Below are 25,413 nucleotides of genomic sequence, written 5' to 3'. Positions count from 1 at the left end.
GCCGATGCGGATGGCCGATACCTAGGCCCTCCTTCGGCGCGATGCAAACCGCGGGCTCAGCGCGCCAGCAGCTCCTCGCGGGTGAGGCGGAAGTCCGATGCAATCCAGGCGGCCTCCAGTTCCTTCAGGCGGGCGCCGAGCGCGGCACCTTCATAGCCCGGCGTCAGGTCGCGCGGCCTGACCGGCAGGCGGAGCGTCGCGCCCTCGCCGGCGGCGTCCAGCGCGCCGGGATCGGGCGACGCGCCGAGGCTCGCGGCCCGGACCAGCAGCGCATCGCGGGCGGTGTCAGCGCCGTAGCGGTAGCCGAGCGCGCGCGGCGGGGCGCCGTCCGACGCGGCCTCCGCGATCGCGACAAGCCGCTTGCGGTCGGCCTTGGACAGGCGCAGCGCCTCTCCGTCGTAAAAGCCCGTCGCGGCGAGGCGGCGCAGGGAGGCCGGCGGTATGCCTTCGGTATTCTCGATGTGCACGAGCGGCGCAAGCGCCCGCGCGTCCGCCCCCGGCAGGGTCGCGGAAAGGACGCCGGTCGCCTGCATCGCGGCAACGGCAGGCGCGGGGTCGGGCGCGGCCATCAGCTTCATGACCTCTCCGCCGACCCGTTCGCGCGACAGGGTGGCGATGCCGTCCAGCGCGTCCGCGATGGCGGCGAGCGCGTCGGGGTCCATGCCGTCGGCCGGGTCGGCGTACCAGGCGGAAAAGCGGAAGAAGCGCAGGATGCGCAGGTAATCCTCGCGGATGCGGCGCGCGGGGTCCTCGATGAAGCGCAGCCGCCGCGCCTGAAGGTCCGGAAGCCCGCCCAGCGGATCGACGATATCCCCGGTGCGCGCGGCATAGAGCGCGTTCATGGTGAAATCGCGGCGCCGCGCATCCTCGGCCAGCGTGTCCGCAAAGCGGACTACGGCGCGGCGGCCGTCGGTTTCCACGTCCGCGCGCCAGGTCGTAACCTCGAACCCCGTGCCGTCCGCGACCACCGTGACCGTGCCGTGGGCGATGCCGGTCGGAACCGCCTTCAACCCGGCGGCCTCTGCAAGCCGCGTGACCTCTTCGGGGCGGGCGCGGGTGGCGATGTCGACGTCGTCCACCGGCCGGCCCAGCAGGGCGTTCCGCACGCACCCGCCGACCGCGTAGGCCGGGTGGCCGGCCTCTTCCAGCATGCCCAGCACGGCCTGCGTCGCGGGCGCGTCCAGCCAGTCCGCCCCGGTCAGCCGCACGCGGACATCCGCTCGGCCAGCCCGCGCAGGACTCGCGCGGTCGCCCCCCAGATGTAGTAGGGTCCGTAAGGCACCGTGTAGTAATATCGCCGCGTCCCGCGCCAGCGCCGCGACTGCACCGTGAAGCGCGCGGGGTCGGTGACATGGGTCAGCGGCACGGTGAAGACCTCGTCGACCTCTCCGGGTTCGGCCACCGGATCGAACGCGCCACCCACGCGGCCGATCACCGGCGACATCAGGAAGCCCGTCACCGTCTCGTGCGGCGGCAGGTGGCCGAGGATCTCGACCTGGCCGCGCGACAGGCCGATCTCCTCCTCGGCCTCGCGCAGGGCGGCGGCGGTCACGTCGGCGTCGATGTCTTCCTGCTTGCCGCCGGGAAAGGCGATCTGCCCCGGATGGTGCTTCAGCCGCGAGGATCGCTTGGTGAGGATGAGCCGCAGACCGTCCTCGGCCGGCATCACCGCGACCAGCACGCCGGCCGGGCGCAGCTTGCGGTTCTCCGGCAGCACCGTGTCGGGATGCAGGTCGAAATCGGACGAGCTTTCCCCCTCCCCGGCCAGCGCGGCGAGAAGCGGCGCGTAAGGGTCAGCCGTCATCGCCCGGCCGCGTGTCATCCGCGCCGCCTTCGGGATCCTCGGTCGCCTCGAAGCCGAGCGTCGCGGGGTCGAGCACGTAATGCGCCCCGCAGAACTGGCAGTCGGCGGTCACGAGCCCGTCGTCCGTGGTCATCTTCGAGATGTCCTTGGCCGAGTAGATCGACAGCGACTGGCGCACCCGTTCCTCCGAACAGGTGCAGCCGAAGCGCACCGGCTGGGTGTCGAAGACGCGCGGCGTCTCTTCGTGGAAGAGGCGCACCAGGAGGTCGGTGGGCGGCAGAGACGGGCCGATCAGCTCCATTTCCTCGACCGTGTCGAGGTGGAAGTTTGCGCGGTTCCAGTCCTCGCCCTCGTCGTCACCCAGGATGTCCGCGGCCTGCAACAGGCCGCCCTCGCCCGAGCCACCGCCCGAGACATGCGGGCTGGCCTTCGGCATGTGCTGGAGCATCATGCCGCCGGCGCGCCAATGCTCCTGCCCGCCGCGCTCGGTGGAGCGGCCGAACTTCAGCTCGAACCGGGTGGGAAGCTGCTCGGACTGCGCGAAATAGGTCTCTGCGGCGCGCGACAGCGAATCGGTCGTGAGGGGCGTGATGCCCTGGTAGGGCGTCATGCCCTGGCCCTGATCCATGAGGATCGCGAAATACCCCTCGCCCACGTTGTCCATCGGCGCGCCCGAGATGCGGCCGCGGTCGAAACTGGCATAGGCGCGGATGCGCGCGGGCTCGCCTTCCTTCTCGGGGGCGTAGAAATCGGTGGCGATCATGCGCACCGGCCCCTTCGACTGCACCTGCAGCGACAGCTTCCAGCGCAGCTTGATGGTCTCGCCGATCAGCGCCGTCAGCAGCGCCATCTCGGCGACCAGCGCCTCCACCTGCGGGGGGTAGTCGTGCTGCTTGAGGATCCCGTCCAGCACGCCGTCGAGCCGCGCCACCCGGCCACGGATGTCCGAGCGGTCGAGCTGAAAGGGCAGGACGGTATCGTCCCAGGCGAGCTTCGTGCCGAGAGTCATGGGGTTTCCTTGTGGGCCTCGGATTGGCATATCGGCCCCATATATGCAGCGCAAGCAGGCGTCCAAGGGGGCCGGGACATGACAGAACGCTTCGGCCCGCCGCCAGAGGGCGGGCGCCGCTACACCCTGCGCGCCGGCGCCTACGCGGTGCTGATGCGCGGCGGCGAGGTGCTGGTCACGCACCAGGAAGAGCCCTGGCCGGAATTCCAGCTGCCCGGCGGCGGCATAGATCCGGGCGAGAGTCCGCTTCAGGCGCTGCACCGCGAGGTGCTGGAAGAGACCGGCTGGCGCATCGCCGCGCCGCGCCGGCTCGGCGCCTTCCGACGGTTCACCTACATGCCGGAATACGATCTCTGGGCGGAAAAGCTGTGCATCATCTATGCTGCCCGCCCGGTGCTGCCGCTCGGCCCGCCGAGCGAGCCGGGGCACATGGCGGTGTGGATGGCGCCGGAGCTTGCGGCCGGCCAGCTCGGCAATGGCGGCGACCGGGCCTATCTGGCGCGTCACGCACGGCTTAGGCCGTATTCGAAAAGCGCCGCCGAGACGTCGTCCTGAAAGCCGCTCTCCGGCGCGACCTCCTGCGCGAGGCGCCAGAACAGCTCGTCGAGGAATTCGGTGCCGCTGGCCGCGCCGCACGCCGCCGCGATGCGCAACAGGCCCGCGTCGTCGATCATCCTGCCGTCCGGCGTCGCCGCTTCGGTCATGCCGTCGGAGTAGATCAGCAGCCGGTCGCCCTCCTCGAGCTGCATCTCCAGCGTCTCGTGGGCCGCGTCGGGCAAGAGGCCGACCGGCAGACCGCCCCTGCCGACGAACTGCATCCGCCCGCCCGGCCGGATCAGCAGGGGGCTCGGGTGGCCCGCCTGCACGAGGCGCAACAAGCCGGCGGCCAGATCGACGGTCGCGTAGGCCATGGTGAAGTATTCGTCGACGCCCGGATCGGCGATGAACCTTTCGTTCAACAGGCGGACCACGTCATCGGGCCGCTGCATGGCATGAACACCGCCGGCACACCGCCGCAGCCCGATGTTCTGGTCGTCATACCTGGGGTTGAGATAGCCCGCCACACGCGCCGTCACCATTGCGGAGGTGATACCGTGGCCCGACACGTCGATGCCGTAAACGCCGATCTGCGCCTCGTCCGGGCTGAACATGCCGACAAGGTCACCGCCGACATGGCCGCAGGGCTTGAACAGCAGGCTGACCCGGCCGCGGGGCCTGTCGAGCGTGCGCTCGGGCACCAACGCCTGCTGGATGTTGCGCGCCTGTTTCAGGTCCCGGTCGATGGCGTCGTAGGCCTGCTGCAGCTTGCCCAGCGTGTCCGAGATCACGCCGTTCTTTTCCTGCAGCTCCCGCTGCATCCCGACAACGCGCGCCCCGGCATTGAGCCGCGCCCGCAGTTCGTTGGCGTTCACCGGCTTGCTCAGGAAATCGTCGGCCCCTGCGTCGAGGCCCCGCGCGACCTCGGCCTTGTCGCACTTTGAGGTAAGCAGGATGAAGTAGCTGTAACCGGCATCGGGCAACCCGCGCAAACGCCGGCACAGATCGAGACCGTCGAGTCCCGGCATCATCCAGTCCGACAGCACGATGTCCTGCGGTCGGCGGGCCAGAAGTCCCAGCGCATCTTCGGCATTGCACGCTTCCGTAACCTCGTAGCCCCAGCGGCCCAGCAGACGCGCAAGCATGATACGCTGACCGGCGCAGTCGTCGACGACCATCACGCGCCGGATCGGCTGCCCCGCCGGCCCTGGCGCCGAAGGCACAACGCACGCGCCGTGGCGCGGCCCGTCCGGCAGCCGTCGCAGTTGGCTCATCCTGTATCCTATCCGGTCGACGCCCCCGCGCCTGTTCGCTCCGGTCTACCGCCCAGGGGTTAATCTTCACTGAACCGCACCGCTTAACGCCGCCTTCACCGGCGTCGTGACACGTTTGACCAGCAACGGAGGGCTGCATGATCGATTGGCACCAGGTGGACCAGCTGCGCGATGAAATCGGGCCGGACGACTTTGCAGAGGTCGCCGGGGTCTTCCTCCGGGAGGTAGACCGCACGCTCGCCGGGCTGGACTCCAGGAGCACGGAACTGGCCGCGGCACTGCACTTTCTCAAGGGCAGCGCACTCAACCTCGGCATGTCGGGCCTGGCGCGTCTTTGCGCCGAAGGGGAAGCGGCGGCCAGGGCCGGACGTCCGGTCCCGGATCCGGGGCGCCTCAGGCCGGTCTTCGACGCATCCCGAGCAGCTCTCGAACGCGGTCTCGCGGAACGCTACACGGCCGCCTAGATCAGGAACTGCGCCAGCGTCTCGTCCTCGGTGATGTCTTGGTAGACGAATCCCTTGGCGTCGAGCCGCGCGAAGAGCACCTCGAAATTGCGCGCCTCCAGCGTCTCGATCCCGATGAGGACCGACCCGAAGTTGCGCGCCGATTTCTTCAGGTACTCGAACCGGGCGATATCGTCCTCGGGGCCGAGCACGTTCAGGAAATCCTTCAGCGCGCCGGGCCGCTGCGGCAGGCGCAGGATGAAATACTTCTTCACCCCGGAATAGCGTTGCGCGCGTTCCTTGACCTCGGGCAGCCGTTCGAAATCGAAATTCCCGCCCGAGGCGATGCACACCACGCGCCGACCGCGGATCGACTGGCCAAGATCCTTGAGCGCGTCGATCGCGAGCGCGCCGGCCGGCTCCAGCACGATGCCCTCCACGTTCAGCATCTCCAGCATCGTGGTGCAGATCCGATCCTCGGGGATGGTCAGCGTGTTGGCGAGCCCGACATCGCGCAGCCGCGCGAAGGGTGCCGCGCCGATCCGGCCCACCGCCGCGCCATCCGCGAACGTGTCGACCTTGGGCAGCGCCACCGGCTCCCCTGCCATCAGCGCCGCGCGCAGACAGGCGCCGCCCGCCGGCTCCACCAACGTGTACTGAACCTCCGGGCCGAAGTAGGACAGGATCCCCGCAGACAGCCCGCCGCCGCCGACCGGCACCACGATATGGTCGGGCACGCCGATCTCCGCCTCGATCTCGGCCGCGACGCTGGCCTGCCCCTCGATCACCGCCTCGTCGTCGAAGGGCGGCAGGAAGGCGCCCCCGGCCTCGTCGCAGAAGGTCTGCGCGGCCTTCAGACAATCGTCGAAATAGTCACCGACCATGCGGATCTCGATCGCGTCGCCACCGAACATGCGCGTTTTCTGGATCTTCTGCTGCGGCGTCGTCACCGGCATGAAGATCACGCCTCGGGTGCCGAAATGTCGGCACATGAACGCCACCCCCTGCGCGTGATTGCCCGCGCTCGCGCAGACGAAAAGCGGCGCATCCGCCTGGTGCCGCATGGCGTTGAACGCGCCGCGCATCTTGTAGGACCGCACCGGCGCCAGATCCTCGCGCTTCAGCCAGATATCCGCGCCGTAGAGCGCCGACAGGTGCTCGTTGCGCGCGCAGGGCGTGGCTGGGAAGATCTCGCGCATCGCATCGGCGGCGGCGCGGGCGGCATACTGGAACTCGGTCATGGGTCCGGCTCCTGCCCCATGCGCGGAGCGGAGGCAAGCGCCGTCGCCTTGCCGCGGCGCGCGAAAGCCGCTATCCGCGCGGCGATCATCGCCGAAGGAGCCGACACATGCCCGCACACGCGCCCAAGAAGGTCGTGCTCGCCTATTCCGGCGGGCTCGACACCTCCATCATCCTCAAATGGCTGCAGACCGAATACGGCTGCGAAGTGGTCACCTTCACCGCCGATCTCGGCCAGGGCGAGGAGTTGGAGCCGGCGCGACAGAAGGCGGAGCTTCTCGGCATCCGCCCCGAGAACATCTATATCGAGGACATCCGCGAGGAATTCGTGCGCGATTTCGTCTTCCCGATGTTCCGGGCGAACGCCGTCTACGAGGGGCTTTACCTGCTCGGCACGTCCATCGCGCGGCCGCTCATTTCCAAGCGGCTGGTGGAGATCGCGGCCGAGACCGGCGCCGACGCCGTTGCCCACGGCGCCACCGGCAAGGGCAACGACCAGGTGCGGTTCGAACTGGCGGCCTACGCGCTCAACCCCGACATCAAGGTCATCGCGCCGTGGCGCGAATGGGACCTGACCTCGCGCACGAAGCTCCTGGCCTTCGCCGAGGAGAACCAGATCCCGATCGCCAAGGACAAGCGCGGCGAGGCGCCGTTCTCGGTCGACGCGAACCTTCTGCACACCTCGTCCGAGGGCAAGGTGCTGGAGGATCCCGCCGAGGAGGCACCCGACTACGTCTTCCAGCGGACCGTGCATCCCGAAGACGCGCCGGACACGCCCGAGTTTCTTGAGGTCACGTTCGAGAAGGGCGACGCGGTCGCGCTCAACGGCGAGGCGATGAGCCCCGCGGCGATCCTCACGCAGCTCAACGAATACGGCCGTCGCCACGGCATCGGCCGGCTCGACCTCGTGGAGGGCCGCTTCGTCGGCATGAAGTCCCGCGGCATCTACGAGACGCCCGGCGGGACGATCCTGCTCGAGGCGCATCGCGGTATCGAGCAGATCACGCTCGACCGCGGCGCCGCGCATCTCAAGGACGAGCTGATGCCGCGCTACGCGGAGCTGATCTACAACGGCTTCTGGTTCTCGCCCGAACGCGAGATGCTGCAGGCGGCGATCGACCGCTCGCAGGCGCACGTCACCGGCACCGTCCGGCTCAAGCTCTACAAGGGCCTGGCGCGGACGGTCGGACGCTGGTCGGATCACTCGCTCTACTCCGAGGCGCACGTGACCTTCGAGGACGACGCCGGCGCCTACGACCAGAAGGACGCCGCCGGCTTCATCCAGCTCAACGCGCTGCGGCTGAAGCTGCTCGCGGCCCGAGACCGCCGGCTGCGCGGCTGAACGCAAGCGCTTGCGGGAGGTCCCGCTGGCGCTAGGTCGGATCGCATGGCAGAGCTGTCGGAATTCGTGGAGGCGCAGGCCGCGGTCTGGGGCGACGTGATCGCGGAACTTCGCGCCGGCCGCAAAACGACGCACTGGATCTGGTGGGTGTTTCCGCAGCTCGAAACGCTCGGCCGGTCGACCCGGGCACGGCATTTCGGCCTGTCGGGCGTGGAAGAGGCATCGGCCTATCTCGCCCATCCGGTCCTTGGTCCGCGACTGGCCGAGGCCAGCGCGCTTCTCCTGTCTCATGCCGGAACACCACCCGAGACGATCCTCGGCAGCGTCGATGCGCTCAAGGTGCGCTCCTCCATGACGCTGTTCGAGGCCACGAAGGCGCCGCCACCCGAGGTCCCGGAGGTGTTGCGGCAGGTGTATGGCGGGGTCCGCTGCAGTCATACGCGGGACGCGATCCGGGGCAGCGCGACGGGGTGAAGACGAAAAACCCGGCATTCCGGGGGGAATGCCGGGCTCTCGAACTCTGGCGTTCCCATCTAGGGGGGCGCTGGGACGCACCAGAGGATCGGACCGCGTCAAGGTGCCGACGCACCATACACGTAACGCGTGCAGTGCCTGTTTCGGAGCGACGAGATTTTTTCAGATTTTTTTCGCGGCAAGGTAGCGGTAGGCGGGCATCGCCGCGTCCGCGAGCTCGGCGCCGGCGCCGTCAAGCTCCGGCAGCGGTCCTTCCGGGCCGGCGAACCCGGTCGAGCTGTGGACCGATCCGTACCAGACGGGCGCCCAGACCCCATCGTTCGCGTGCCCTCCCGCCGGCCAGGCCAGCATCGCCGGATCGAAGGCAAGTCCGATCGCCTCACACAACCGGCGCAGCATGAGTTCCGGAGCGGCGCGGATGTCGTGGCTGTCGATCACCACCGGGGCGCCGCCCGCGCCGATCAGCCGGTCGTGCAGCTCCGCCTGCTGGGCGAAGCCGATATCGGCAAGCGCCGGATCGGGATACTTGGCGCCGAAACTGGCCACCACGCGTGCCGGGTGCCGCAACAGGAAGACGTTCACCCCGCCGGCGATCCAGTCGCGGGGCACCGACGGCGTCATGTGCTGGGCCATGTGTTTGTGATATCGGTGCGGGCTGCCGTCCGGGGCCGGCGCGGTGAGCTGGTCGATGACGGCGTCCGGGTCCTGCGGCTGGGCCGCGAGGATTTCCTGCCGCATCGGATGCGCGTATCCGGTTTCGGCCAGATAGGCGGCGTAGAACGGCTCGTCGACGACGTGCATGTCGGCCCGGTTGCCGAAAGCGTACATCATCGCCGTCGACAGGTTGCGCGGCCCCGACCACATCTCGATCCGCACGTCACTCTCCCTCGGCCTGCTGCCGAACCGCCAACCGGCGCCGTTTCCGTTCCAGTCCGCGGGGACGCTAAATCCTCCGGAGGCGAATGCCAAGACGACGCTCCGCGTCAGCCGCCCTCCCCTGCCGGATCATCCGCACGCGCGTCATCCGGGGCGCTGGCCTTCGGCACGTCGGCATTGCGCCCGGCGAGCATCACGCTGATCAGGTACGCCGCGTCCGGCGTGAGCCCTGCCATGATCGCCGCGGCGTTCTCCGGCCTCATTCGCCCGAGAAAGCCTGCGGCAAAGTTCGGGTCCATCTCCTCGAACAGGGCGGCCGCCTGCCGCGGCTTCATCCGCGCATAGACCTCGGTCAACTGGTTGAGGTCCTCCGTCGCCGCGCTTCGGGCCAGGTCGAGCGTGGCGCGCAAAGATGCCTCGGCCTCTTCCAGCGCGGTAAGCCGTTGCTCGATCTCCGTTTCGGCCACCCGTAGCGCCTGCATCCGTATGAGAAGGTCGCGCTCACGCTTGTCGAGTCGCGCCTCCCGCGCGTCCAGCGCTTCGAGCAGCGCGCCCGAGTCCCCGGTCACCTCCGCGCCGCCGCCGTCGGCAGCGGTCGCGGGAGCCTTCGCCTGCGCCTCTGCAGCGCGGGCGACAAGCCGGCTGGCATCGTCGCCAAGGCGCAGGATGGCGGACGCGACGAGCAGGCTGCCGATCAGAGCGAGCGTACCGCGCCGACGCCCGGGCTTGCGTCCTTTGGACGTCTTCTTCGTGGCGCCCGCCGGGCCCCGTGCGCCCCGCCCCGACGTGCGGGCGGACGCCCTCGCAGCGCCGGTACCGTCGTGTCTCAGGATCCGCGTCATCCCTTCGTCCCGGTCCTGGCACGGCGCGAAAAGATCGGCCCGGCCGGTTCCGGCACGGTCCCGGATTCCGGCCCCGTCCAGGCGCGTTCCGAGGCCTGCGCCGGATCGGACTGGTCGGGCAAGTCGTGCATGGAAGCGACCAGCAGCTCCAGCCGCTGGGCGACCTCCTCGGCCCGCTGCGTCAGTTTCTCAAGCGAGTCCTGAGAGGCTCCGGTCGTGCTCCGCGCGGCGGCCAGCGTCTTCGACAGATCGTCGACCTGGGCCGACAGGACGGCGACGGCGCCGCCGACCCCGCCCTCGAGATCCGTGAACCGCGACAGCCGCCGGGCCAGGACGAAACAGTAAAACCCGGCGGCCAGCGCCCCCGTGACGAGAAGAATGTCGGCGATCAGGTCCATCTCCGCTCCCTCAATTGAGTACGAATTCGAGCACAAGAAGGTCGCGCAGCCGTTCTTTTCCCAGCACAAGCTGTACGCGCCGCGTGAGCTGCGCGCGGATGACGACGAGCGCATCCTGCGCCTCGATATCCGACGGCTCGAGCGCACGGAGGTAGCCGTTCATCGCATCCAGGACGCGCGGCTGCAGCGCGCGCACCTCCTCGGCGTATCCGCTCGGCACTTCGAGTGTCGCCTGGAACCGCAGGTGCGAATTGCTCGCCCCCTGCCCCAGCGACACCACGAGCGCCGGCAATTCCAGAAAGGCGATATCGCCCAGCGCCGGGGCGCCGGGGCCGTCGCCATGCGCCTCCTCATCCGCACGGACCCCTTCCGCGGCGTGCCCGTCATCGCCTTGCGCCTCTGTCCCGCCCCCGAGCGGGAGCATTCCGGAGGACACCGCGACGAACCCGCCGACGGCGCCCAAGAGCGCAAGGACGACGCCCAGGATGAGCGGCAGTTTCGAAGCCTTGGATGGCGCTTCTGCGTCCTCGGCCGTGGCATCGGTCATCTTCGATTCCCCGTTTCTCTGCCACCAGGGATAAACGGAAACCAGCTAACCGATTATTAAGCGCCCCCGGCCATGGTCGTCCTCGATCCGAAGAAGTCGGACCGGGATTCGGAGGTCGAAGTGCAGCAATTGCTGTCAGTCTGGAACGCGCTCAGCCTGCAGCGCCGGATCGTCGTGACCGGCGCGACGGTGCTGATGTTCGCCGCGGTGATCGCCTTGTCGCGAATCGCCACCGCGCCGAACATGAACTTGTTGTATGGTGGCCTCGATGCGGCCGCGTCGGGAGAAATCGTCGCCGCGCTCGATGCCCGCGGCGTGCAATACGAGGTGCGCGGCGGCGCCATCTTCGTGCCTGCGTCGGAGCGGGACGCGCTGCGCCTTACGCTGGCCGGGGAAGGCCTGCCCGCGAACGGAACCGATGGCTACGAATTGCTGGACGGGCTGACCGGTTTCGGCACCACGTCGCAGATGTTCGACGCCGCCTACTGGCGCGCGAAGGAAGGCGAACTTGCCCGCACCATAGCCGCCGCGCCGCACGTCTCGGCCGCACGCGTGCACATCGCCTCCAGCAGCGCCAATCCGTTCCAGCGCAGCGTGACGCCCTCGGCTTCGGTGTCCGTCACCGGGGCCTCGGCGGCGCTCGATTCGGGCCAGGCGCAGGCGATCCGCTACCTTGTCGCGGCGGCGGTGCCGGGGCTCGCCCCCGCCGATGTCGCGGTGATCGACAGCCGGGGCGGCCTTCTCACCGCCGAAGAGGACGCGATGTCCGGTCCCAGTGCCGAGGATCGCGCCGACGCGCTTCGGGAACGCGTGCTGCGTCTGGTGGAGGCGCGCGTCGGCATCGGCAACGCGGTGGTCGAGGTCAGCGTCGACACCATCACCGAGAGCGAGCAGATTCGCGAGCGGGTGTTCGACCCCGAAAGCCGCGTGGTCATCAGCTCCGACACCGAGGAGACGACGGAACAGAGCCAGGACCAGGGCGCCGCGGGTGTGACCGTGGCCTCGAACCTTCCGGACGGTGAGGCTGGCGGCGGCGACAGCTCGCAATCGAGCGAAAGCACCACGCGGGAACGTCTGAATTACGAGGTCTCCGAGACCACACGCGAGGTCATGCGCGCCCCGGGCGCGATCCGGCGGCTGAGCGTCGCGGTGCTGGTCAACGGACAGGTCGAGACACAGGCCGACGGCAGCCAGGCCTTCGTGCCCCTGCCGGAGGAGGAACAGTCCGCCCTGCGCGAACTCGTCGCCTCCGCGGTCGGCTTCGACGAGGCGCGCGGCGATTCGATCACCATCCGCTCCATGCCGTTCGAACAACCCGAGGGGCTGGGCAGCGCGGCGGAGGATCCGGGTCTCTTCGCCGGACTCCGGCTCGACCCGATGACACTGATCCAGCTCGGCGTGCTGGCGCTCGTGGCTCTGGTGCTCGGCCTTTTCGTCGTGCGCCCGGTCCTGACCGGCGCCGGGGTCGCGGCCCTGCCCGCGCCCGGCCCGGAGGCGGATGACGACGACGGCATTCCCACCTTCGCGGTCGCCGAGGCGCTGAGCGGGGAGGTCGACGATGGCGACGGGTTCGCCAACCTGCCGATGCTATCCGGCGGCGGAGACGGCAGCTTCGACATGGCCTCGGATACGTCCGAGGACCCGGTCGAGCGGCTGCGCGGGCTCATCGACGAACGCCGCGACGAGGCGGTGCAGATCCTCCGCAGCTGGCTCGACACGCCGGAGGAGGTCGAGTGACCCGCCTTGTCGACCTGCTCCAGGATTTCTCGAACCCGGCTCCCCGCGCGACGAGGTCCAGCGCCACGATCCCGGAGGCGGAGGTGACGGTTCGCGAGGAACGCGCCTACGAAACCGGCTACCGGGCCGGCTGGGACGATGCCGTGCGCGCCCAGACCGAGGACCGCGAACGCTTGGGCGGCGATTTCGCGCAGAACCTCAAGGACCTCTCCTTCACCTATCACGAAGCATATAGCCACGTACTCAAGGCCATGGGCCCGCTGCTGGAGGAGATTGTCGAAACCGTGCTCCCCTCCGTCCTCGAGGGCGGGATGGGCGCGCACGTGGTCTCCGAACTTCGTGCGCGAAGCGCGGAGCTGGCCGGCCTGCACGTCACGGTCGCAGTGGCGCCCGAACAGGTGCCCCTCGTGGAGCCGCTGGTCATGCGCGAAGTCGGCTTCCCCGTCGACCTCGTCGCCGACGGCACGCTCGACGAGGGCCAGGCCGACATCCGTCTGGCCGACAGCGAACAGCACATCGACCTGACAGACATCGCCGATGGCATCCGCGACGCCATCGCCGGACTGACCGAGATGAGCGAAGGACAACTAACCCATGGATGACAGCGCAGACACCGCCCCCGCCCAAGCCTACGGCCTGTCAGCCGTGCCGATCGAGGTTACCGTCTCGGTCGGCCGCGCCCGCCCGCTGATCCGGGACCTTCTGCAACTCGACGAGGGCTCCGTGCTGACGCTCGACAAGCAGCTCGACGATCCGGTGGAGCTGTATGTCGGCGACCGCCTGATCGGCACCGGTGCGCTGGAAGTCATCGAGGAAGGCGGGCAGACCCGGCTCGCCGTGCGCCTGACCGAGGTCGCCGACCTCAAGACACAGGCCTGACCATGACCGAAGGCGCGGCCAGAAGGCCCGCGCGCCCGGCTCCGACGACGCCCGGTCAGGGCGGAGGAGGTGCGGCGCCCCCCGCTCTCGCCGCGGCCCTGATCGCGGCGCTCCTCGCCACCCTCGCAGCCCCGGCGGAAGCGCAGGAACTGACGCTCGATCTCGGCGGCGAGGGCGGCACGCTTACCGGCACGACGCTGCAGCTCATCGCGCTCGTCACGCTGCTCAGCCTCGCGCCCGGCATCGCCATCATGATCACCTGCTTTCCGTTCATGGTGACGGTGCTGGCAATCCTGCGGCAGGCCGTCGGGCTGCAGCAATCGCCGCCCAACATGCTGATCGTCAGCCTCGCGCTCTTTCTCACCTATTTCGTGATGGAGCCGGTGTTCACAGAGGCCTACGCCGCCGGAATCGAACCGCTCCTGGAGGACGACATGGCCATCGCCGCCGCCTTCGAGGCCGCGATGGGCCCGTTCCGCGACTTCATGGCCGGCCGCGCCGACCCGGACACCTTCACCGCCATGGCGGAGCTGCGGCCCGACGCCGCCGGCACCGCGCTCGCTCCGGATGCGCCGCTGTCGATCCTCGTGCCCAGCTTCATGCTGTCGGAGATCGCGCGCGCCTTCCAGATCGGCTTCCTGATCTTCATGCCGTTCCTGATCATCGACCTCGTCGTCGCCGCGGTGCTCATGGCGATGGGCATGATGATGGTTCCCCCGGCGATCGTCTCCCTGCCCTTCAAGCTCGCCTTCTTCGTCCTCGCCGACGGCTGGTCGCTGCTCGCCGGCAGCCTCGTGCGCAGTTATTTCTGAGGGACCGCTACCGCCTGCAAAACAGGCAGGTGCCAAAGGCCCATGCACCGCCCGCAGTGCTTGCCCTTTCATTCTCCGCCCTATCCTCTTACCGCGCGATCAGACGCGACGCGATCGGAAGGGCGCCATGGCAGACCAGAGCGAGACATCCGCGCAGTACGACCTCTTCGTCATCGGCGGCGGCATCAACGGCTGCGGCATCGCCCGCGACGCCCAGGGCCGCGGTCTCAAGGTCGGCCTGGCAGAGATGCACGACCTCGCCTCGGCGACCTCCTCGGCCTCGACGAAGCTGTTTCACGGCGGGCTGCGCTACCTCGAGTACTTCGAAGTCCGGCTCGTTCGCGAAAGTCTGATCGAGCGCGAGACGCTCCTGCGCGCGATGCCGCATATTTCGTGGCCCATGCGCTTCGTGCTGCCGTTCCATCCCAGCATGCGATTCGAGAACGCGACACCCACGTCGCGGCTGCTCAACACCGTGATGCCGTGGATGAAGGGGCGGCGGCCGTCCTGGCTCATCCGCTTCGGGCTGTTCATGTACGACAACCTCGGCGGGCGGAAGATCCTGCCGGGGACCGAGACGCTCGACCTGCACGATGCGCCCGAGGGCAAGCCGCTCAAGGACAAGTTCCGCAAGGCTTTCGAATATTCCGATTGCTGGGTGCAGGACAGTCGGCTCGTGGTGCTCAACGCGCGCGACGCCGAGGCGCGCGGCGCCGATATCCTGACCCGCACCAAGGTGCGCGTTGCCGAACGCGGCGGCGACGGCTGGCGGATCGAGCTCGAGGACCGCGAGACCGGCGCCACCCGCACCGTCACCGCGAAGATGCTGGTGAATGCCGGCGGACCCTGGGCCGGGGACATCATCCGCACCAAGATCCGATCGAACGCGACGGAGTCCGTGCGGCTCGTCCGCGGCAGCCACATCGTGTGCCGCAAGCTCTACGATCACGACAAGTGCTACTTCTTCCAGGGCACCGACGGGCGGATCATCTTCGCGATTCCCTACGAGCAGGACTTCACCCTGATCGGCACTACCGACAGCGAGCAGGACGATCCCGACGTGCGCCCCGAATGCACGCCCGAGGAGCGCGACTACCTGCTGGACTTCGCCAACAACTACTTCGAGCGGACGCTCACCGCCGACGATGTGGTCTGGAGCTACTCCGGCGTGCGGCCGCTCTATGACGAGGGCGCCTCCTCGGCCACGGCGGCGACGCGCGACTACACGCTCAAGGTCGACGACAGCGCCGGCGCGCCGGTGCTGAACATCTTCGGCGGCAAGATCACCACCTATCGCCGGCTCGCCGAGAGCGCGCTGGAGAAGATCGCGCCGCATTTCAGCGATCTAGGCGGGCCTTGGACGGCAGGAGTCACCCTGCCCGGCGGCGATTTCGAGGTCAGCGAGGCGCGTGCCAAGATCGACAAGCTGGCCGCCGACTACCCGTTCCTCGGGCCCAAGCGGGCGGAGCGGCTGATCCGCCACTACGGCACCGAATCCTGGGAGTTCCTCGGCAGCGCCACCTCCGACTCCGATCTCGGCCGCGATTTCGGCCATGGCCTGACGGAGGCCGAGGTCCGCTGGCTGATGCGCCGCGAATACGCCCGCAGCGCGGAGGACGTGGTGTTCCGGCGCACGCGCCTCGGCATCCGTATGGATCAAAGCGAGATTGCAGCGCTCGACACCTGGATGCAGGATGCCCGGCGGGAGGCGCAGGCCGCGGCCGCGCAGTAATCAAGACCGGGAGGGATCCATGCGCTACGTCCTCGCCATCGACCAGGGCACCACGTCGAGCCGGGCGATCCTTTTCGACGAGAGCCTGAAGATCGTCGCCATCGCGCAAGAAGAATTCACGCAGCACTACCCGCAATCGGGCTGGGTCGAACATGACGTCTCCGACCTCTGGACGACCGTCGCCGCCACCTGCCGCGGCGTGATCGAAAAGGCCGGCTGCGCGCCGGACGACATCGCCGCCATCGGCATCACCAACCAGCGCGAAACCGTCTGCGTCTGGGACAAGGACACCGGCCAGCCGGTGCACCGCGCGATCGTCTGGCAGGACCGGCGCACCGCCTCCATCACCTCGATGCTGCACGACGAGGGCCACGAGGAGATGGTGACGGCCCGCACCGGCCTGCTGCTCGATCCCTATTTCTCGGGCTCGAAGCTGAAATGGATCCTCGACGAGGTGGACGGCGCGCGCGAGAAGGCCCGGAACGGCAAGCTGCTGTTCGGGACGGTCGACAGCTACCTGATCTGGAAGCTCACCGGCGGCAAGAGCCACGTCACCGACGCGACGAATGCCTGCCGCACGATGCTCTACGACATTCACAAGGGGCGCTGGTCCACCTCCATCGCGGAGCTTCTGGACATCCCGATGGAGATGCTGCCCGAGGTCCGCGATTGCGCGGCGGAGTTCGGCACCACCCGCGCCGACCTTTTCGGCCGCGAAATCCCCATCCTCGGCGTCGCCGGCGACCAGCAGGCGGCGACCATCGGCCAGGCCTGTTTCAGCCCCGGCATGCTGAAATCGACCTACGGAACCGGCTGTTTCGCGCTGCTGAACACCGGCAGCGAACCGGTGCGGTCGAACAACCGGCTTCTGACCACCATCGCCTACCAGATGGACGGAAAGCCGACCTACGCGCTCGAAGGGTCGATCTTCGTGGCCGGTGCGGTGGTGCAGTGGCTGCGCGACGGTCTGCGCCTGATCCGCGCCGCGAAGGAGACGCAGCCGCTAGCCGAGAAGGCGGACGACACGCAGAGCGTGGTGCTGGTCCCGGCCTTCACGGGCCTCGGCGCGCCCTACTGGAACGCGGAGTGCCGGGGCGCGATCTTCGGGCTCACCCGCAATTCGGGGCCCGAGGAATTCGCCCGCGCCGCGCTCGAAAGCGTTGGCTACCAGACCCGCGACCTGATCGAGGCGATGCACGCCGACTGGACCTCGGCGGACGGCGACGCCACGCTGCGCGTCGACGGCGGGATGAGCGCGTCGGACTGGGCGATGCAGTTCCTTTCCGACATCATCGGCGCGCCGGTGGACCGGCCCGAGGTGCTGGAGACGACGGCGATGGGCGCCGCGTGGCTCGCCGGGATGAGGGCCGGGGTCTACCCGGACATGGACGGATTCGCCGACATGTGGAGGCGCGAGCGCGAGTTCACGCCGGCGATGGACGAGGCGACCCGCGCGCGCAAGTACGACAGCTGGAAACGCGCCGTGGCGGCCGCGCAGGGGTTCTAGGCCCCCGCGCCGCGCCGCCTCAGGCCGGAACCAGCGCGCCCGGCCGGCGCCGCGCGTCCATCCAGGCCAGCCCGAGCACCGCGATGCCGCCGGCCGAAAGCGCCGCGCCCACAAGCCCGGTCGAAGCCCAGCCGTGCCCGGCCGAGAGGGCCAGCCCGGCCGCGAACGGCCCCAGCGCATTGGCGAAGTTGAACGCCGCGTGGTTGAGGGCTGCGGCCAGCGTCTGCGCGTCGCCCGCCACGTCCATCAGCCGTGTCTGTAGCGGCACGACGAGCCCCGCGGTCATCGCCAGCAGCGACACGCTCAGCGCCATCAGCGGCCAGGACCCGACCACCGAGGCGTAAAGCAGCGCGGTCGCCACCATGCCCAGAAGCAGCACCAGCGCGCCGCCCATCTGCGACCACGCGGTCAGCCGGCTGGCCACAAAGTTGCCCGCCGTGGCGCCCACCCCGAACAGCGATAGCGACACCGGAATCGCCCAGCCGGGCGCCCCGGCGGCGTCGATCATCGCCGCGGAGAAGTAGGAATAGACCGCGAAGACCCCGCCGAAGCCCACCGCCCCGACGGCGAGCGTCAGCCACACCGCCCGGTTGCCGAGCGCGCCAAGCTCCCGCAGGGGGCTTGCGCCTTCGGCCGGATCGGGGTCGGGCGCCACGCGGACGATCAGGATCGCCGAGAGCACCGCAAGCCCCGCGACGATCACGAAGAGGCTGCGCCACCCGAGGCTCTGTCCGATGGCGCTGGCCAACGGCACGCCGATCATGTTCGCCAGCGTCAACCCCATTAGGATCTGCGCCACGCCCTTCGCCCGCTGTCCGCGCGGCAGAAGGTCGGCCGCGAACAGCATCGCGATGCCCAGATACGCCCCGTGCGGCAGGCCGGCGATCACGCGGGTGCCGGTCAGCACGTTCATCTCGGGCGCCAGCGCGCCTGCGACGTTGGCGAAGGCGAAGGCGAGAATGAGCGCCGCCAGCACCGCCCGCCGCCGCATCCGCGCGCAGAGGACGGCGAGGACCGGCGCGCCGATCACCACGCCCAGCGCGTAGCCGCTGATCGCGTGGCCGGCCACGGGTTCGGAGACGCCGAGGTCGGCCGCGTAATAGGGCAGAAGCCCCATAGCCGCGAACTCGCTCACGCCGATGGCGAAGGCGCCGAGCGCGAGGGACAGGATCGTGGCGGCGTACCGCGTCTGGTCGCGTGACATGCGAGGGCTCCGGGCCGGGGTGTCAGGATTTGCTGCGCCGCAGCGTTACCGTCAACGATGGGGCCCGGAGTCGATGCGGGCAAGGCGGGCGCCGCGCATAGGCGCCCTGCCCCTTGTGCAAAGGTGATCGCGGATAACCTCCGTCAGCGAATTGTGATGTCGACGCGCTGAGACTCGCCGGTCGAGCCGGGAATGCGCAGGAAATATTGGCCAGGCTTGATGGCGATGAACTCGATCTCCATCGTGCCGGCCTGGTCGAATTCCACGGATTCGAGGCCGTAGGGTCGGATTTCCAGCCCGTTTATGACGACCTCGTTCACCCAGACGTTACGGAAGAACCCTGGCCCTTCGAGTCCCAACTCGGCCGAGCCGTCGGCCTCGATCTCCAGCTCGTAGACCTTGCCGGACTCCAGTTCGATCGGTCCGTCCGCGATCGGCTGGCCCGAGGCGAGGGTGAGCGTGGGCAGATCCTCCCCCTGGTTGGTGTTGGACAGGATCCCGGCAAAGCCGAAATCGTGCGCCGCCGCGGCGCCCGCGATGAGCGTGGCGGAGGCGGCGAGCAAGAGGGTCTTCATGGCAATTCTCCGTTCTGGACTAGGCGAGGGGCGAGCGTGGCGGGCGTACCGCGCAGCTCCAGGATGCGGGAGCCGAGGCGTTCCGCCTCCTCCCGCGCGTGGGTGACGAAGAGCGTCGCGGGCCGGACCTCGGCGATCAGCCGCTCGGTCAGGGCCAGCATCGTCTCAGAGGTCTCGGGATCGAGCGACACGAAGGGCTCGTCCATGATCAGCATCTCGGGCCGCCCGGCAAAGGCGCGGGCCAGCGCCAGCCGCCGCTGCTGGCCGAGCGACAGCTGCAGCGGGAAGGCGCCGGCCTTGTCCGGGATGCCGACCCTGCCCAGCATCGCGCGGGCGTCGTCCTCGGACAGGTCCGGATGCACGATGGTCAGGTTGCGCAAGCAGGATCGCCAGGGCAGCAGGGTGGGCTCCTGAAAGACGATGGCCATGCGCTCGGGCGTCTCCACGTGGCCGTCGAAGGCGGTGTCGATGCCCGCGACAATGCGCAGAAGCGTCGACTTGCCGATGCCCGAGGGGCCGAGGATCGCCACGGTCTCGCCCGGCGCGACCTCGAAGGCGATGTTGCTCAGCACCCGGCTTTCGCCGAACCGCTTCTCGCGCACGTGGGCCCGGATCATGCGGTGCGCCAGCGGCGCACGCGCCGCTCCCACGGTTGCAGGATGGCCCATTCGATCACCAGCATCACCGCGATGAACGACAGCGCATAGACCAGCACCATGCCGACATCGAAAAGCTGGAAGAACATATGAATCTTGAACCCGACGCCGGAGGAGCGGCCGAGGAATTCCACCACCAGCACGATCTTCCAGATCACCGCGATGCCCGACCGCGCCGCGCCGGCGATGAACGGGGCAAGCTGCGGCAGCGTGACGTGCATGAGCCGCGTGGTCCACGGCATCCGGTAGACCCGCGCCATCGCGTCGAGCCCGGGATCGAGCGCGCGCGCGCCTTCGCGGACGACCGTGGTGACGTTCGGCACCTTGTTGAGCGTGACCGCGACAATCGCCGCCGTCTCGTTGAGGCCGATCCAGAGGTAGCACAGCACGATCAGCACCAGCGCCGGCAGGTTCAGGAACACCACCAGCCACGGATCGAGCCAGCGGTTGAGCCGCTCCGACCGTCCCATTGCGATGCCGAGCGCGACGCCGAGGGCCATCGCCAGCACGAACGCCCAGATTACCCGGATCAGCGTCTGGGAGAGGTGATAGAGCAGCTCTCCGGACGTCAGCTCGGCCCAGAACGGGCCGAGCAGCGCGCCGGGCGCCGGCAGGATCTGGGGATCGGCGGTCAGAGCCGCCGCCACGACCCAAAGCGCCAGCAGCCCGACGAGCGAGATCGCGGTGACGGCGCGGGGGTCGGTCATCGCGGCGCGGTCACTCCACGTCCGCGAAAAGGCCGTCGGGCAGCGTCGTAGCCTGGCCCACCAGTTCCTGCCCGCCGAGGTCGTTCATCACCTGCAGGAAAGCGTCCATGCTTTCCAGGTCGATGGGGCCGCGTTCGGGCGCGCCGGCGATCCAGTCGGTCTTGAGCGCCTCGAACTCGGCGTCGGTACTGGCGTTCATCTGCGGGCGCAGCTTGTCCCATTCGTCGGGGTTGTCGCGCAGCAGCGCCTTGGCCTCCTGGCTGGCGTCGTAGAACTGCTGCGCGAGGCCCTCGTGCTCCGAAAGGAAGCTTTCTTTCATGTAGTAGCCCAGCAGCGGGGTGTCAGGGTCGAGGCCGAGCGCGACCGCCGCCTCTTCGACGTTCACCAGCTCGCGCATTCCGCCGGCCTTCATCTTCGCCAGGAAGTGCCAGAAGTTGATCGCGCCATCGAGCTCTCCGGACAGGCCGGACTTGAAGATCAGGGGCGGTGCGCCGAACACCTGCTCGGTCTCGGCTGCGAGGTCGAATTCATGCTCGCGCGAGGCATAGGCGCGCAGGATCAGCCAGGACTTGTCGAGCGGCCCGCCGGCGATGCCGACCTTGCCGCCGGCGAGGTCCTGAAGGCTCTGCGCCTCGCTGCCTTCCGGCACGAGCAGCGCGCCGACGGCCTTGGAATAGGGAATGTAGACGTAATCCTTGCCGGCGGCGCGCTGGCGCGCGACCCAGATCCAGTCGGCGACGGCCATGTCGGCCTCGCCGCCTTCAACCGCGACACGGGTGGCGCCGTTGTCGGCGTAGGGCTGGACCTCGAGCTCGAAGCCGTGCTTCTCATCGAGGCCGTTGTCGACGATGGTCGAAAGCTCCCAGTTGACGGTCCCGATCTGGAGAACAGCGGCGCGGATGACGGGCAGGTCCTGCGCCCAGCCGGGCACGGCGAGGCATGTGGCGGCGAACGTGGCCGCGATCAGGCGTCTCATCGATGTCTCCTCCCAGAGTGCCGGGCGACGGACGCCCGGACGATCCTGGGCGAAGAGTGGGACGCCGCCACGCCGGAGTCGAGTAGACAATCGTCTGAGGTTGGGGGGCGGTCTCTTCGCCGGTTGTTCCAGCCGTTCGCGAGAAATGCGGTTCGAACGGCGCGCGAGCCGCACATCGACGGGCCGCGGTCCGGCGATCCCGACCGCCGAACAACAGCGCTTTATCCCAACCACATCCGGACGATCTCAGATCGTCGCGCCAAGCGTCACCAGAGCGCCGGTCCGGCGGGGCGGCCCGGCGATGCGCGGCGGCCCTGGGCCCTTATCCCGCGCCGGGGACCGTTCGACCGCTGCGCGGGACACGTGTCCCGGCTGCGCCGTGTCCGCCTCGCCCCTCCCAGGCTCAGGACCCTTCGCCTCCACCCGAATACTGCTGGAGATAGGCGGTCACGTCCGCGACCTCCTGGTCCTTGCGCAGACCGGCAAAGGACATCTTGGTGCCCGGCACGTATTCGCGCGGGTTCTTGAGGAACGCGGCCATCGACTCCGCATCCCACACCAGCCCTTCTTCGCCCTTGGCCACCATCGCGTCGGAGTAGTTGAAGCCCTCGAGCCCCCCGGCAGCACGGCCGAACACGTCGTTGAGGACGGGGCCGACGCGGTTCTGCGCATCCTCTCCGACCTGGTGGCAGGCCTGGCACTTGCGGAACACGCGTTCGCCGGCTTCGGGATCGCCGGCATCCTGTGCCCAGGCAGCGGCGGCTGGCAGTGCCACGATTGCGGTGGCGGCGAGCAGGGTCTTGAACATGGGCTTCCTTCCTTGGAACGTCTTCTTCGTGTCAGCCTTTCGGGCGTGCCACGCGCGGGTGGCCACGACAGAAAGTGTTAGCCGAAGCCTCCCCGCGCTCATATCCTTCCTAAAGTCTAGGTTCGAAGACAGCCATTTTCCTCAGAACCAGCGCCCGTGCGCGACCACGTCGCAGGACGGCGACACCGCGTCGCCGCCCGAGATGTCGAAGCTGTGCAGCTCGACCGCGGTCGCGGTCCGGGTGCCGAGGGTGACAATCCGCGCGGTGGCGCCCGAGGTCGGCGTCGCGGTGACCGCAGGCGCGGCGCTGAAGGCCGCCGGATAGGTCCATGTCGCCACCGCGCCGGACGCGGTGGCGAGGCCGACATGGTGGCAGATCTGCGTGCCGTCCGCGAAGCGTGTCCAGGTGCCGGAGCCGTTCGTTCCGGTCTCGATCGCCGCGCCGGTGGGGGTGCCGCCCGCCTGCGACACCGTCCCGACAAGCGTCGCCGGCCCGTAGCCGTAATCGGCGCGCATCAGCTTGCCGGGCGAGGCGTCTGCGGGCGAGGCCTGCACCGCGGCGCCCGAGGCCCGCCCCGTGGCGGCGTCGATCGCCAGCGCCTCGGTCCAGCTCGCACCGTCGGCAGAGACCTTGATCGACCAGTTGTCCGACCCGGCGAGCCCCATCTCCGCCCGGCCGGACCAGCCTGACTGGAACAGCAGCGATGCGGTATCGGCCGCCGAGGCCTTGTTCACCTTGACGCGATGTCCGGCGCCGGCATGGGTAAAGAGCGCCGCGGGCCCCGCCACGGCGAGCGGGTTGCCCGCATCGGCCGTGGTGCCGACGCCGAGGCGGTCGGCCTCCGCGATGCCGAGGGGCGACGCGCTCCAGTCCGTGCCGGTCCAGACCAGTGCCTCGCCGGTCTGCCGCGCGACGGCAAACCAGCCCGGGCCCGGCTCCAGAAACAGCCATGCGCCCCCTGTGAAGGCAGCCACGGTCCCCGGCGGCTGGCCGGCCCAGGCGTCCGTCGGCGCGGCGCCCAGCGCGTAGACATCGCCCTCCGCCGGCTGTTCCGGCGGCGTCTCTGCCGCGAAGGCGGCCACACTCAGCCGGGCAAGGATGTCGAGCCGCGTCAGCGCCTCGTTTACGGTGACATGCTTCTGCGCCTGTGCGGGCGCGAGATAGGGCAACGACAGGATCGGGGAGGTGTCGGACATTGGCGGGCCTTTCGGGCAGCTCTGTTCTGGCCGCCCGACCCTTGCCGCGCCACCCCAAACACTGCCCTAAAGTCGCGCGCGTTGCGCCGCGCCGGCGTGTTCATGCAGCACGGTTCCGGCGGCCTTTCCGAGGCCGGGCAAACGGTGTAAGGGGTGCGCGAAATGCCCTCATGAGCCACCCAAGAGAACATACCGCACCCATGCTCGAGATCGAAGAAACCGCCCTGCCCGGGGTCGTGATCCTCACCCCGAAACGCTTCGGCGACGCGCGCGGCTTCTTCAGCGAAAGCTGGAACCGCAAGCGGATGGCGGAGGCCGGCTACGATTTCGACTTCGTGCAGGACAACCACTCGCTCTCGGCCAAGGTCGGCACGGTGCGCGGTCTGCACTTCCAGTCGCCCCCGATGGCGCAGGACAAGCTGGTGCGCTGCGGGCGCGGGCGGCTCTACGACGTCGCCGTGGACGTACGCCGCGGCTCGCCCACCTACGGCAAGTGGGTCGGCGTGGAGCTGTCGTTCGAGAACGGCAAGCAGCTTCTGGTGCCCAAGGGCTTCCTGCACGGCTTCGTCACCCGCGAGCCGGACACCGAGATCGTCTACAAGTGTTCGGACTATTACAGCCCCGAATGCGACGGCGCGGTCCTGTGGAACGATCCCGACATCGGCATCGACTGGGGCATCGACGCCTCGGAGGCGCTTCTGTCCGAAAAGGACCAGGCGGCGCAGCGGCTCGCGGACTTCGACACCCCGTTCACGTGGGAGGGCTGAGGCCATGAAGCTTCTGGTGACAGGCGGTGCCGGCTTCATCGGATCCGCGGTCGTGCGTCAGGCGGTCCGTGCCGGGCACCAGGTCGTCAATGTCGATGCGCTGACCTATGCGGCCTGCCTCGACAACGTGGCCGAGGTCGCGGACGATCCCAATTACGCCTTCGAGAAGGCCGATATCCGCGACCGGGCCGCGCTCGACCGGATCTTCGCTGCGCACAAGCCCGACGCGGTGATGCACCTGGCCGCCGAAAGCCATGTCGACCGCTCCATCGACGGGCCGGGCACGTTCATCGAAACCAACGTGATGGGCACCTTCCACCTGCTGGAGGCCGCCCGCGCCTACTGGACCGAGGCGGGCAGACCCGAGAGCTTCCGCTTCCACCATATCTCCACCGACGAGGTCTACGGATCGCTCGGCCCGGACCCCCAGACCGACGGGCAGTTCACCGAGGACACGCCCTACGATCCGCGCTCGCCCTATTCGGCGTCCAAGGCGTCGTCCGATCACCTCGTCCGGGCGTGGCACGAAACCTACGGGCTGCCGGTGGTGCTGACCAACTGCTCGAACAATTACGGGCCGTTCCATTTCCCGGAAAAACTCATCCCGGTGGTGATCCTGAAAGCGCTCGCCGGCGCGCCGATCCCGGTTTACGGCAAGGGCGAGAACGTGCGCGACTGGCTCTTCGTCGAAGATCACGCCGACGCGCTGCTGACGGTCGTGCAGAAGGGGCAGATCGGGCGCAGCTACAATATCGGCGGCGAGAACGAGGCGCAGAACATCGAGCTGGTGCGCACGATCTGCGGCATCCTCGATGCCAAGCGGCCGGGCAACCAGCCCTATTCCGAGCAGATCACCTTCGTCACCGACCGGCCGGGCCACGATCTGCGCTACGCCATCGACCCCACCCGCATCCGCGAGGAACTGGGCTGGCGGCCTTCCGTGACGCTGGAACAGGGGCTGGAAAAGACCGTGGACTGGTACCTCGAAAACGAAGCATGGTGGCGCGCGCTTCAGAACCGTGCAGGCGTTGGCGAGCGGCTCGGCACCGGCGGTTGAGTGGACAGTACCTT

Annotated in this window: 28 protein-coding genes; 12 read left to right on the top strand and 16 right to left on the bottom strand. The window is 68.9% G+C overall.

Going from position 1 to position 25,413, the window contains the following annotated elements:
* Nucleotides 1-56: 56 nt before the first annotated feature.
* Genes F3H57_RS04665 through hslO form a run of 3 tightly spaced genes read right to left on the bottom strand, consistent with a single transcriptional unit; the run spans nucleotide 57 to nucleotide 2,813 of the window.
* On the bottom strand, nucleotides 57-1,208 hold the full coding sequence (locus F3H57_RS04665) for a CCA tRNA nucleotidyltransferase (protein WP_223162951.1): 1,152 nt from the start codon (nucleotides 1,206-1,208) through the stop codon (nucleotides 57-59).
* On the bottom strand, nucleotides 1,199-1,822 hold the full coding sequence (locus F3H57_RS04660; protein WP_394349814.1) for a CoA pyrophosphatase: 624 nt from the start codon (nucleotides 1,820-1,822) through the stop codon (nucleotides 1,199-1,201). The genes F3H57_RS04665 and F3H57_RS04660 overlap by 10 nt, the downstream gene beginning before the upstream one ends.
* Nucleotides 1,794-2,813, bottom strand: a complete 1,020-nt coding sequence (gene hslO, locus F3H57_RS04655) for an Hsp33 family molecular chaperone HslO (protein WP_149754708.1) — start codon at nucleotides 2,811-2,813, stop codon at nucleotides 1,794-1,796. The genes F3H57_RS04660 and hslO overlap by 29 nt, the downstream gene beginning before the upstream one ends.
* 78 nt (nucleotides 2,814-2,891) lie before the next feature.
* Here hslO and F3H57_RS04650 point away from each other — a divergent pair, with 78 nt between their 5' ends.
* Entirely contained in the window at nucleotides 2,892-3,368 is a 477-nt protein-coding gene (locus tag F3H57_RS04650) for an NUDIX hydrolase (RefSeq protein WP_149754707.1), read from the top strand.
* Here the strand turns inward: F3H57_RS04650 and F3H57_RS04645 are convergent.
* Entirely contained in the window at nucleotides 3,317-4,528 is a 1,212-nt protein-coding gene (locus tag F3H57_RS04645) for a PP2C family protein-serine/threonine phosphatase (protein WP_223162977.1), read from the bottom strand. The genes F3H57_RS04650 and F3H57_RS04645 overlap by 52 nt on opposite strands.
* Nucleotides 4,529-4,761: 233 nt before the next feature.
* Here F3H57_RS04645 and F3H57_RS04640 point away from each other — a divergent pair, with 233 nt between their 5' ends.
* Entirely contained in the window at nucleotides 4,762-5,088 is a 327-nt protein-coding gene (locus tag F3H57_RS04640) for an Hpt domain-containing protein (RefSeq protein WP_149754705.1), read from the top strand.
* On the opposite strand, the gene ilvA is transcribed toward F3H57_RS04640, so the two are convergent.
* Nucleotides 5,085-6,308: a threonine ammonia-lyase IlvA gene (gene ilvA / locus F3H57_RS04635; RefSeq protein ID WP_149754704.1), complete on the bottom strand. Its 1,224-nt coding sequence runs from the start codon at nucleotides 6,306-6,308 to the stop codon at nucleotides 5,085-5,087. The genes F3H57_RS04640 and ilvA overlap by 4 nt on opposite strands.
* A gap of 107 nt (nucleotides 6,309-6,415) precedes the next feature.
* Here ilvA and F3H57_RS04630 point away from each other — a divergent pair, with 107 nt between their 5' ends.
* Together F3H57_RS04630 and F3H57_RS04625 are read left to right on the top strand one after the other, a co-directional pair.
* A complete protein-coding gene (locus F3H57_RS04630) occupies nucleotides 6,416-7,648 on the top strand; it encodes an argininosuccinate synthase (protein ID WP_149754703.1) in 1,233 nt (410 codons plus the stop codon).
* A gap of 45 nt (nucleotides 7,649-7,693) precedes the next feature.
* Nucleotides 7,694-8,122, top strand: coding sequence for a DUF1810 domain-containing protein (locus F3H57_RS04625; RefSeq protein WP_149754702.1), 429 nt, complete (start codon nucleotides 7,694-7,696; stop codon nucleotides 8,120-8,122).
* A 162-nt stretch (nucleotides 8,123-8,284) separates the two neighbouring features.
* Here F3H57_RS04625 and F3H57_RS04620 read toward each other — a convergent pair whose 3' ends face one another.
* From F3H57_RS04620 to F3H57_RS04605, 4 genes are all read right to left on the bottom strand, one after another.
* Complete coding sequence (locus F3H57_RS04620) at nucleotides 8,285-8,998, bottom strand: sulfotransferase-like domain-containing protein (RefSeq protein WP_149754701.1); 714 nt, start codon at nucleotides 8,996-8,998, stop codon at nucleotides 8,285-8,287.
* A 107-nt stretch (nucleotides 8,999-9,105) separates the two neighbouring features.
* Entirely contained in the window at nucleotides 9,106-9,840 is a 735-nt protein-coding gene (locus F3H57_RS04615; protein ID WP_149754700.1) for a MotE family protein, read from the bottom strand.
* Nucleotides 9,837-10,238: a hypothetical protein gene (locus F3H57_RS04610; protein WP_149754699.1), complete on the bottom strand. Its 402-nt coding sequence runs from the start codon at nucleotides 10,236-10,238 to the stop codon at nucleotides 9,837-9,839. Before F3H57_RS04610 ends, F3H57_RS04615 begins: the two co-directional genes overlap by 4 nt.
* 10 nt (nucleotides 10,239-10,248) lie before the next feature.
* The gene (locus F3H57_RS04605; protein WP_149754698.1) at nucleotides 10,249-10,785 is read right to left on the bottom strand and encodes a flagellar basal body-associated FliL family protein; all 537 of its coding nucleotides are present in this window, start codon (nucleotides 10,783-10,785) and stop codon (nucleotides 10,249-10,251) included.
* Nucleotides 10,786-10,857: 72 nt separating this feature from the next.
* Here F3H57_RS04605 and fliF point away from each other — a divergent pair, with 72 nt between their 5' ends.
* The 6 genes from fliF (at nucleotide 10,858) to glpK (ending at nucleotide 17,452) form a co-directional block, all read left to right on the top strand.
* On the top strand, nucleotides 10,858-12,522 hold the full coding sequence (fliF, locus tag F3H57_RS04600; RefSeq protein ID WP_223162950.1) for a flagellar basal-body MS-ring/collar protein FliF: 1,665 nt from the start codon (nucleotides 10,858-10,860) through the stop codon (nucleotides 12,520-12,522).
* Nucleotides 12,519-13,124, top strand: a complete 606-nt coding sequence (locus F3H57_RS04595; RefSeq protein WP_149754697.1) for a FliH/SctL family protein — start codon at nucleotides 12,519-12,521, stop codon at nucleotides 13,122-13,124. Before fliF ends, F3H57_RS04595 begins: the two co-directional genes overlap by 4 nt.
* Nucleotides 13,117-13,401: a FliM/FliN family flagellar motor switch protein gene (locus F3H57_RS04590; protein WP_149754696.1), complete on the top strand. Its 285-nt coding sequence runs from the start codon at nucleotides 13,117-13,119 to the stop codon at nucleotides 13,399-13,401. Before F3H57_RS04595 ends, F3H57_RS04590 begins: the two co-directional genes overlap by 8 nt.
* Nucleotides 13,402-13,403: 2 nt before the next feature.
* Nucleotides 13,404-14,213 (top strand): flagellar type III secretion system pore protein FliP, encoded by an 810-nt coding sequence (fliP, locus tag F3H57_RS04585; RefSeq protein ID WP_149754695.1) that lies wholly within the window; start codon nucleotides 13,404-13,406, stop codon nucleotides 14,211-14,213.
* Nucleotides 14,214-14,340: 127 nt separating this feature from the next.
* Nucleotides 14,341-15,945, top strand: a complete 1,605-nt coding sequence (glpD, locus tag F3H57_RS04580; RefSeq protein WP_149754694.1) for a glycerol-3-phosphate dehydrogenase — start codon at nucleotides 14,341-14,343, stop codon at nucleotides 15,943-15,945.
* A gap of 19 nt (nucleotides 15,946-15,964) precedes the next feature.
* Nucleotides 15,965-17,452 (top strand): glycerol kinase GlpK, encoded by a 1,488-nt coding sequence (gene glpK, locus F3H57_RS04575; protein WP_149754693.1) that lies wholly within the window; start codon nucleotides 15,965-15,967, stop codon nucleotides 17,450-17,452.
* 19 nt (nucleotides 17,453-17,471) lie between these two features.
* Here the strand turns inward: glpK and F3H57_RS04570 are convergent, their stop codons facing one another.
* The 7 genes from F3H57_RS04570 to F3H57_RS04540 form a co-directional block, all read right to left on the bottom strand.
* Nucleotides 17,472-18,656, bottom strand: a complete 1,185-nt coding sequence (locus F3H57_RS04570) for an MFS transporter (protein ID WP_149754692.1) — start codon at nucleotides 18,654-18,656, stop codon at nucleotides 17,472-17,474.
* A 143-nt stretch (nucleotides 18,657-18,799) separates the two neighbouring features.
* Nucleotides 18,800-19,231, bottom strand: a complete 432-nt coding sequence (locus F3H57_RS04565; protein WP_149754691.1) for a cupredoxin domain-containing protein — start codon at nucleotides 19,229-19,231, stop codon at nucleotides 18,800-18,802.
* Entirely contained in the window at nucleotides 19,228-19,848 is a 621-nt protein-coding gene (locus F3H57_RS04560) for an ABC transporter ATP-binding protein (protein WP_149754690.1), read from the bottom strand. The genes F3H57_RS04565 and F3H57_RS04560 overlap by 4 nt, the downstream gene beginning before the upstream one ends.
* Nucleotides 19,845-20,594: an ABC transporter permease gene (locus F3H57_RS04555; RefSeq protein ID WP_149754689.1), complete on the bottom strand. Its 750-nt coding sequence runs from the start codon at nucleotides 20,592-20,594 to the stop codon at nucleotides 19,845-19,847. Before F3H57_RS04555 ends, F3H57_RS04560 begins: the two co-directional genes overlap by 4 nt.
* 10 nt (nucleotides 20,595-20,604) lie before the next feature.
* Complete coding sequence (locus tag F3H57_RS04550) at nucleotides 20,605-21,570, bottom strand: ABC transporter substrate-binding protein (RefSeq protein WP_149754688.1); 966 nt, start codon at nucleotides 21,568-21,570, stop codon at nucleotides 20,605-20,607.
* Between the two features lie 403 nt (nucleotides 21,571-21,973).
* Nucleotides 21,974-22,378 (bottom strand): c-type cytochrome, encoded by a 405-nt coding sequence (locus F3H57_RS04545; RefSeq protein ID WP_149754687.1) that lies wholly within the window; start codon nucleotides 22,376-22,378, stop codon nucleotides 21,974-21,976.
* Between the two features lie 141 nt (nucleotides 22,379-22,519).
* Nucleotides 22,520-23,575, bottom strand: coding sequence for a DUF2793 domain-containing protein (locus F3H57_RS04540; protein ID WP_149754686.1), 1,056 nt, complete (start codon nucleotides 23,573-23,575; stop codon nucleotides 22,520-22,522).
* A gap of 200 nt (nucleotides 23,576-23,775) precedes the next feature.
* Between F3H57_RS04540 and rfbC the strand changes: the two genes are divergently transcribed.
* Together rfbC and rfbB are read left to right on the top strand one after the other, a co-directional pair.
* Nucleotides 23,776-24,342 carry a dTDP-4-dehydrorhamnose 3,5-epimerase gene (gene rfbC, locus F3H57_RS04535; RefSeq protein ID WP_149754685.1) on the top strand — a complete coding sequence of 189 codons (567 nt, stop codon included), beginning with the start codon at nucleotides 23,776-23,778 and terminating at the stop codon, nucleotides 24,340-24,342.
* Nucleotides 24,343-24,346: 4 nt separating this feature from the next.
* A complete protein-coding gene (gene rfbB / locus F3H57_RS04530) occupies nucleotides 24,347-25,399 on the top strand; it encodes a dTDP-glucose 4,6-dehydratase (protein WP_149754684.1) in 1,053 nt (350 codons plus the stop codon).
* Nucleotides 25,400-25,413 lie beyond the last annotated feature (14 nt).

The organism is Roseivivax sediminis, from assembly GCF_900112685.1.
GTDB lineage: Bacteria > Pseudomonadota > Alphaproteobacteria > Rhodobacterales > Rhodobacteraceae > Roseivivax > Roseivivax sediminis.
The sequence above is the reverse complement of the archived record's forward strand: the minus strand, read 5'-3'. Positions and strand labels throughout refer to the sequence as shown.

Excerpts from the sequence above, each read along its gene's own strand:
- F3H57_RS04645 (WP_223162977.1), bottom strand. The coding sequence starts at position 4,528 with ATGGTCGTCGACGACTGCGCCGGTCAGCGTATCATGCTTGCGCGTCTG.
- F3H57_RS04660 (WP_394349814.1), bottom strand. The coding sequence starts at position 1,822 with ATGACACGCGGCCGGGCGATGACGGCTGACCCTTACGCGCCGCTTCTC.
- F3H57_RS04555 (WP_149754689.1), bottom strand. The coding sequence starts at position 20,594 with ATGACCGACCCCCGCGCCGTCACCGCGATCTCGCTCGTCGGGCTGCTG.
- rfbB (WP_149754684.1), top strand. The coding sequence starts at position 24,347 with ATGAAGCTTCTGGTGACAGGCGGTGCCGGCTTCATCGGATCCGCGGTC.
- rfbC (WP_149754685.1), top strand. The coding sequence starts at position 23,776 with ATGCTCGAGATCGAAGAAACCGCCCTGCCCGGGGTCGTGATCCTCACC.
- glpD (WP_149754694.1), top strand. The coding sequence starts at position 14,341 with ATGGCAGACCAGAGCGAGACATCCGCGCAGTACGACCTCTTCGTCATC.
- F3H57_RS04540 (WP_149754686.1), bottom strand. The coding sequence starts at position 23,575 with ATGTCCGACACCTCCCCGATCCTGTCGTTGCCCTATCTCGCGCCCGCA.
- F3H57_RS04605 (WP_149754698.1), bottom strand. The coding sequence starts at position 10,785 with ATGACCGATGCCACGGCCGAGGACGCAGAAGCGCCATCCAAGGCTTCG.
- F3H57_RS04570 (WP_149754692.1), bottom strand. The coding sequence starts at position 18,656 with ATGTCACGCGACCAGACGCGGTACGCCGCCACGATCCTGTCCCTCGCG.
- glpK (WP_149754693.1), top strand. The coding sequence starts at position 15,965 with ATGCGCTACGTCCTCGCCATCGACCAGGGCACCACGTCGAGCCGGGCG.
- fliP (WP_149754695.1), top strand. The coding sequence starts at position 13,404 with ATGACCGAAGGCGCGGCCAGAAGGCCCGCGCGCCCGGCTCCGACGACG.
- ilvA (WP_149754704.1), bottom strand. The coding sequence starts at position 6,308 with ATGACCGAGTTCCAGTATGCCGCCCGCGCCGCCGCCGATGCGATGCGC.
- F3H57_RS04615 (WP_149754700.1), bottom strand. The coding sequence starts at position 9,840 with ATGACGCGGATCCTGAGACACGACGGTACCGGCGCTGCGAGGGCGTCC.
- hslO (WP_149754708.1), bottom strand. The coding sequence starts at position 2,813 with ATGACTCTCGGCACGAAGCTCGCCTGGGACGATACCGTCCTGCCCTTT.
- F3H57_RS04545 (WP_149754687.1), bottom strand. The coding sequence starts at position 22,378 with ATGTTCAAGACCCTGCTCGCCGCCACCGCAATCGTGGCACTGCCAGCC.
- F3H57_RS04560 (WP_149754690.1), bottom strand. The coding sequence starts at position 19,848 with ATGATCCGGGCCCACGTGCGCGAGAAGCGGTTCGGCGAAAGCCGGGTG.
- F3H57_RS04630 (WP_149754703.1), top strand. The coding sequence starts at position 6,416 with ATGCCCGCACACGCGCCCAAGAAGGTCGTGCTCGCCTATTCCGGCGGG.
- fliF (WP_223162950.1), top strand. The coding sequence starts at position 10,858 with ATGGTCGTCCTCGATCCGAAGAAGTCGGACCGGGATTCGGAGGTCGAA.
- F3H57_RS04610 (WP_149754699.1), bottom strand. The coding sequence starts at position 10,238 with ATGGACCTGATCGCCGACATTCTTCTCGTCACGGGGGCGCTGGCCGCC.
- F3H57_RS04590 (WP_149754696.1), top strand. The coding sequence starts at position 13,117 with ATGGATGACAGCGCAGACACCGCCCCCGCCCAAGCCTACGGCCTGTCA.
- F3H57_RS04625 (WP_149754702.1), top strand. The coding sequence starts at position 7,694 with ATGGCAGAGCTGTCGGAATTCGTGGAGGCGCAGGCCGCGGTCTGGGGC.
- F3H57_RS04650 (WP_149754707.1), top strand. The coding sequence starts at position 2,892 with ATGACAGAACGCTTCGGCCCGCCGCCAGAGGGCGGGCGCCGCTACACC.
- F3H57_RS04565 (WP_149754691.1), bottom strand. The coding sequence starts at position 19,231 with ATGAAGACCCTCTTGCTCGCCGCCTCCGCCACGCTCATCGCGGGCGCC.
- F3H57_RS04550 (WP_149754688.1), bottom strand. The coding sequence starts at position 21,570 with ATGAGACGCCTGATCGCGGCCACGTTCGCCGCCACATGCCTCGCCGTG.
- F3H57_RS04640 (WP_149754705.1), top strand. The coding sequence starts at position 4,762 with ATGATCGATTGGCACCAGGTGGACCAGCTGCGCGATGAAATCGGGCCG.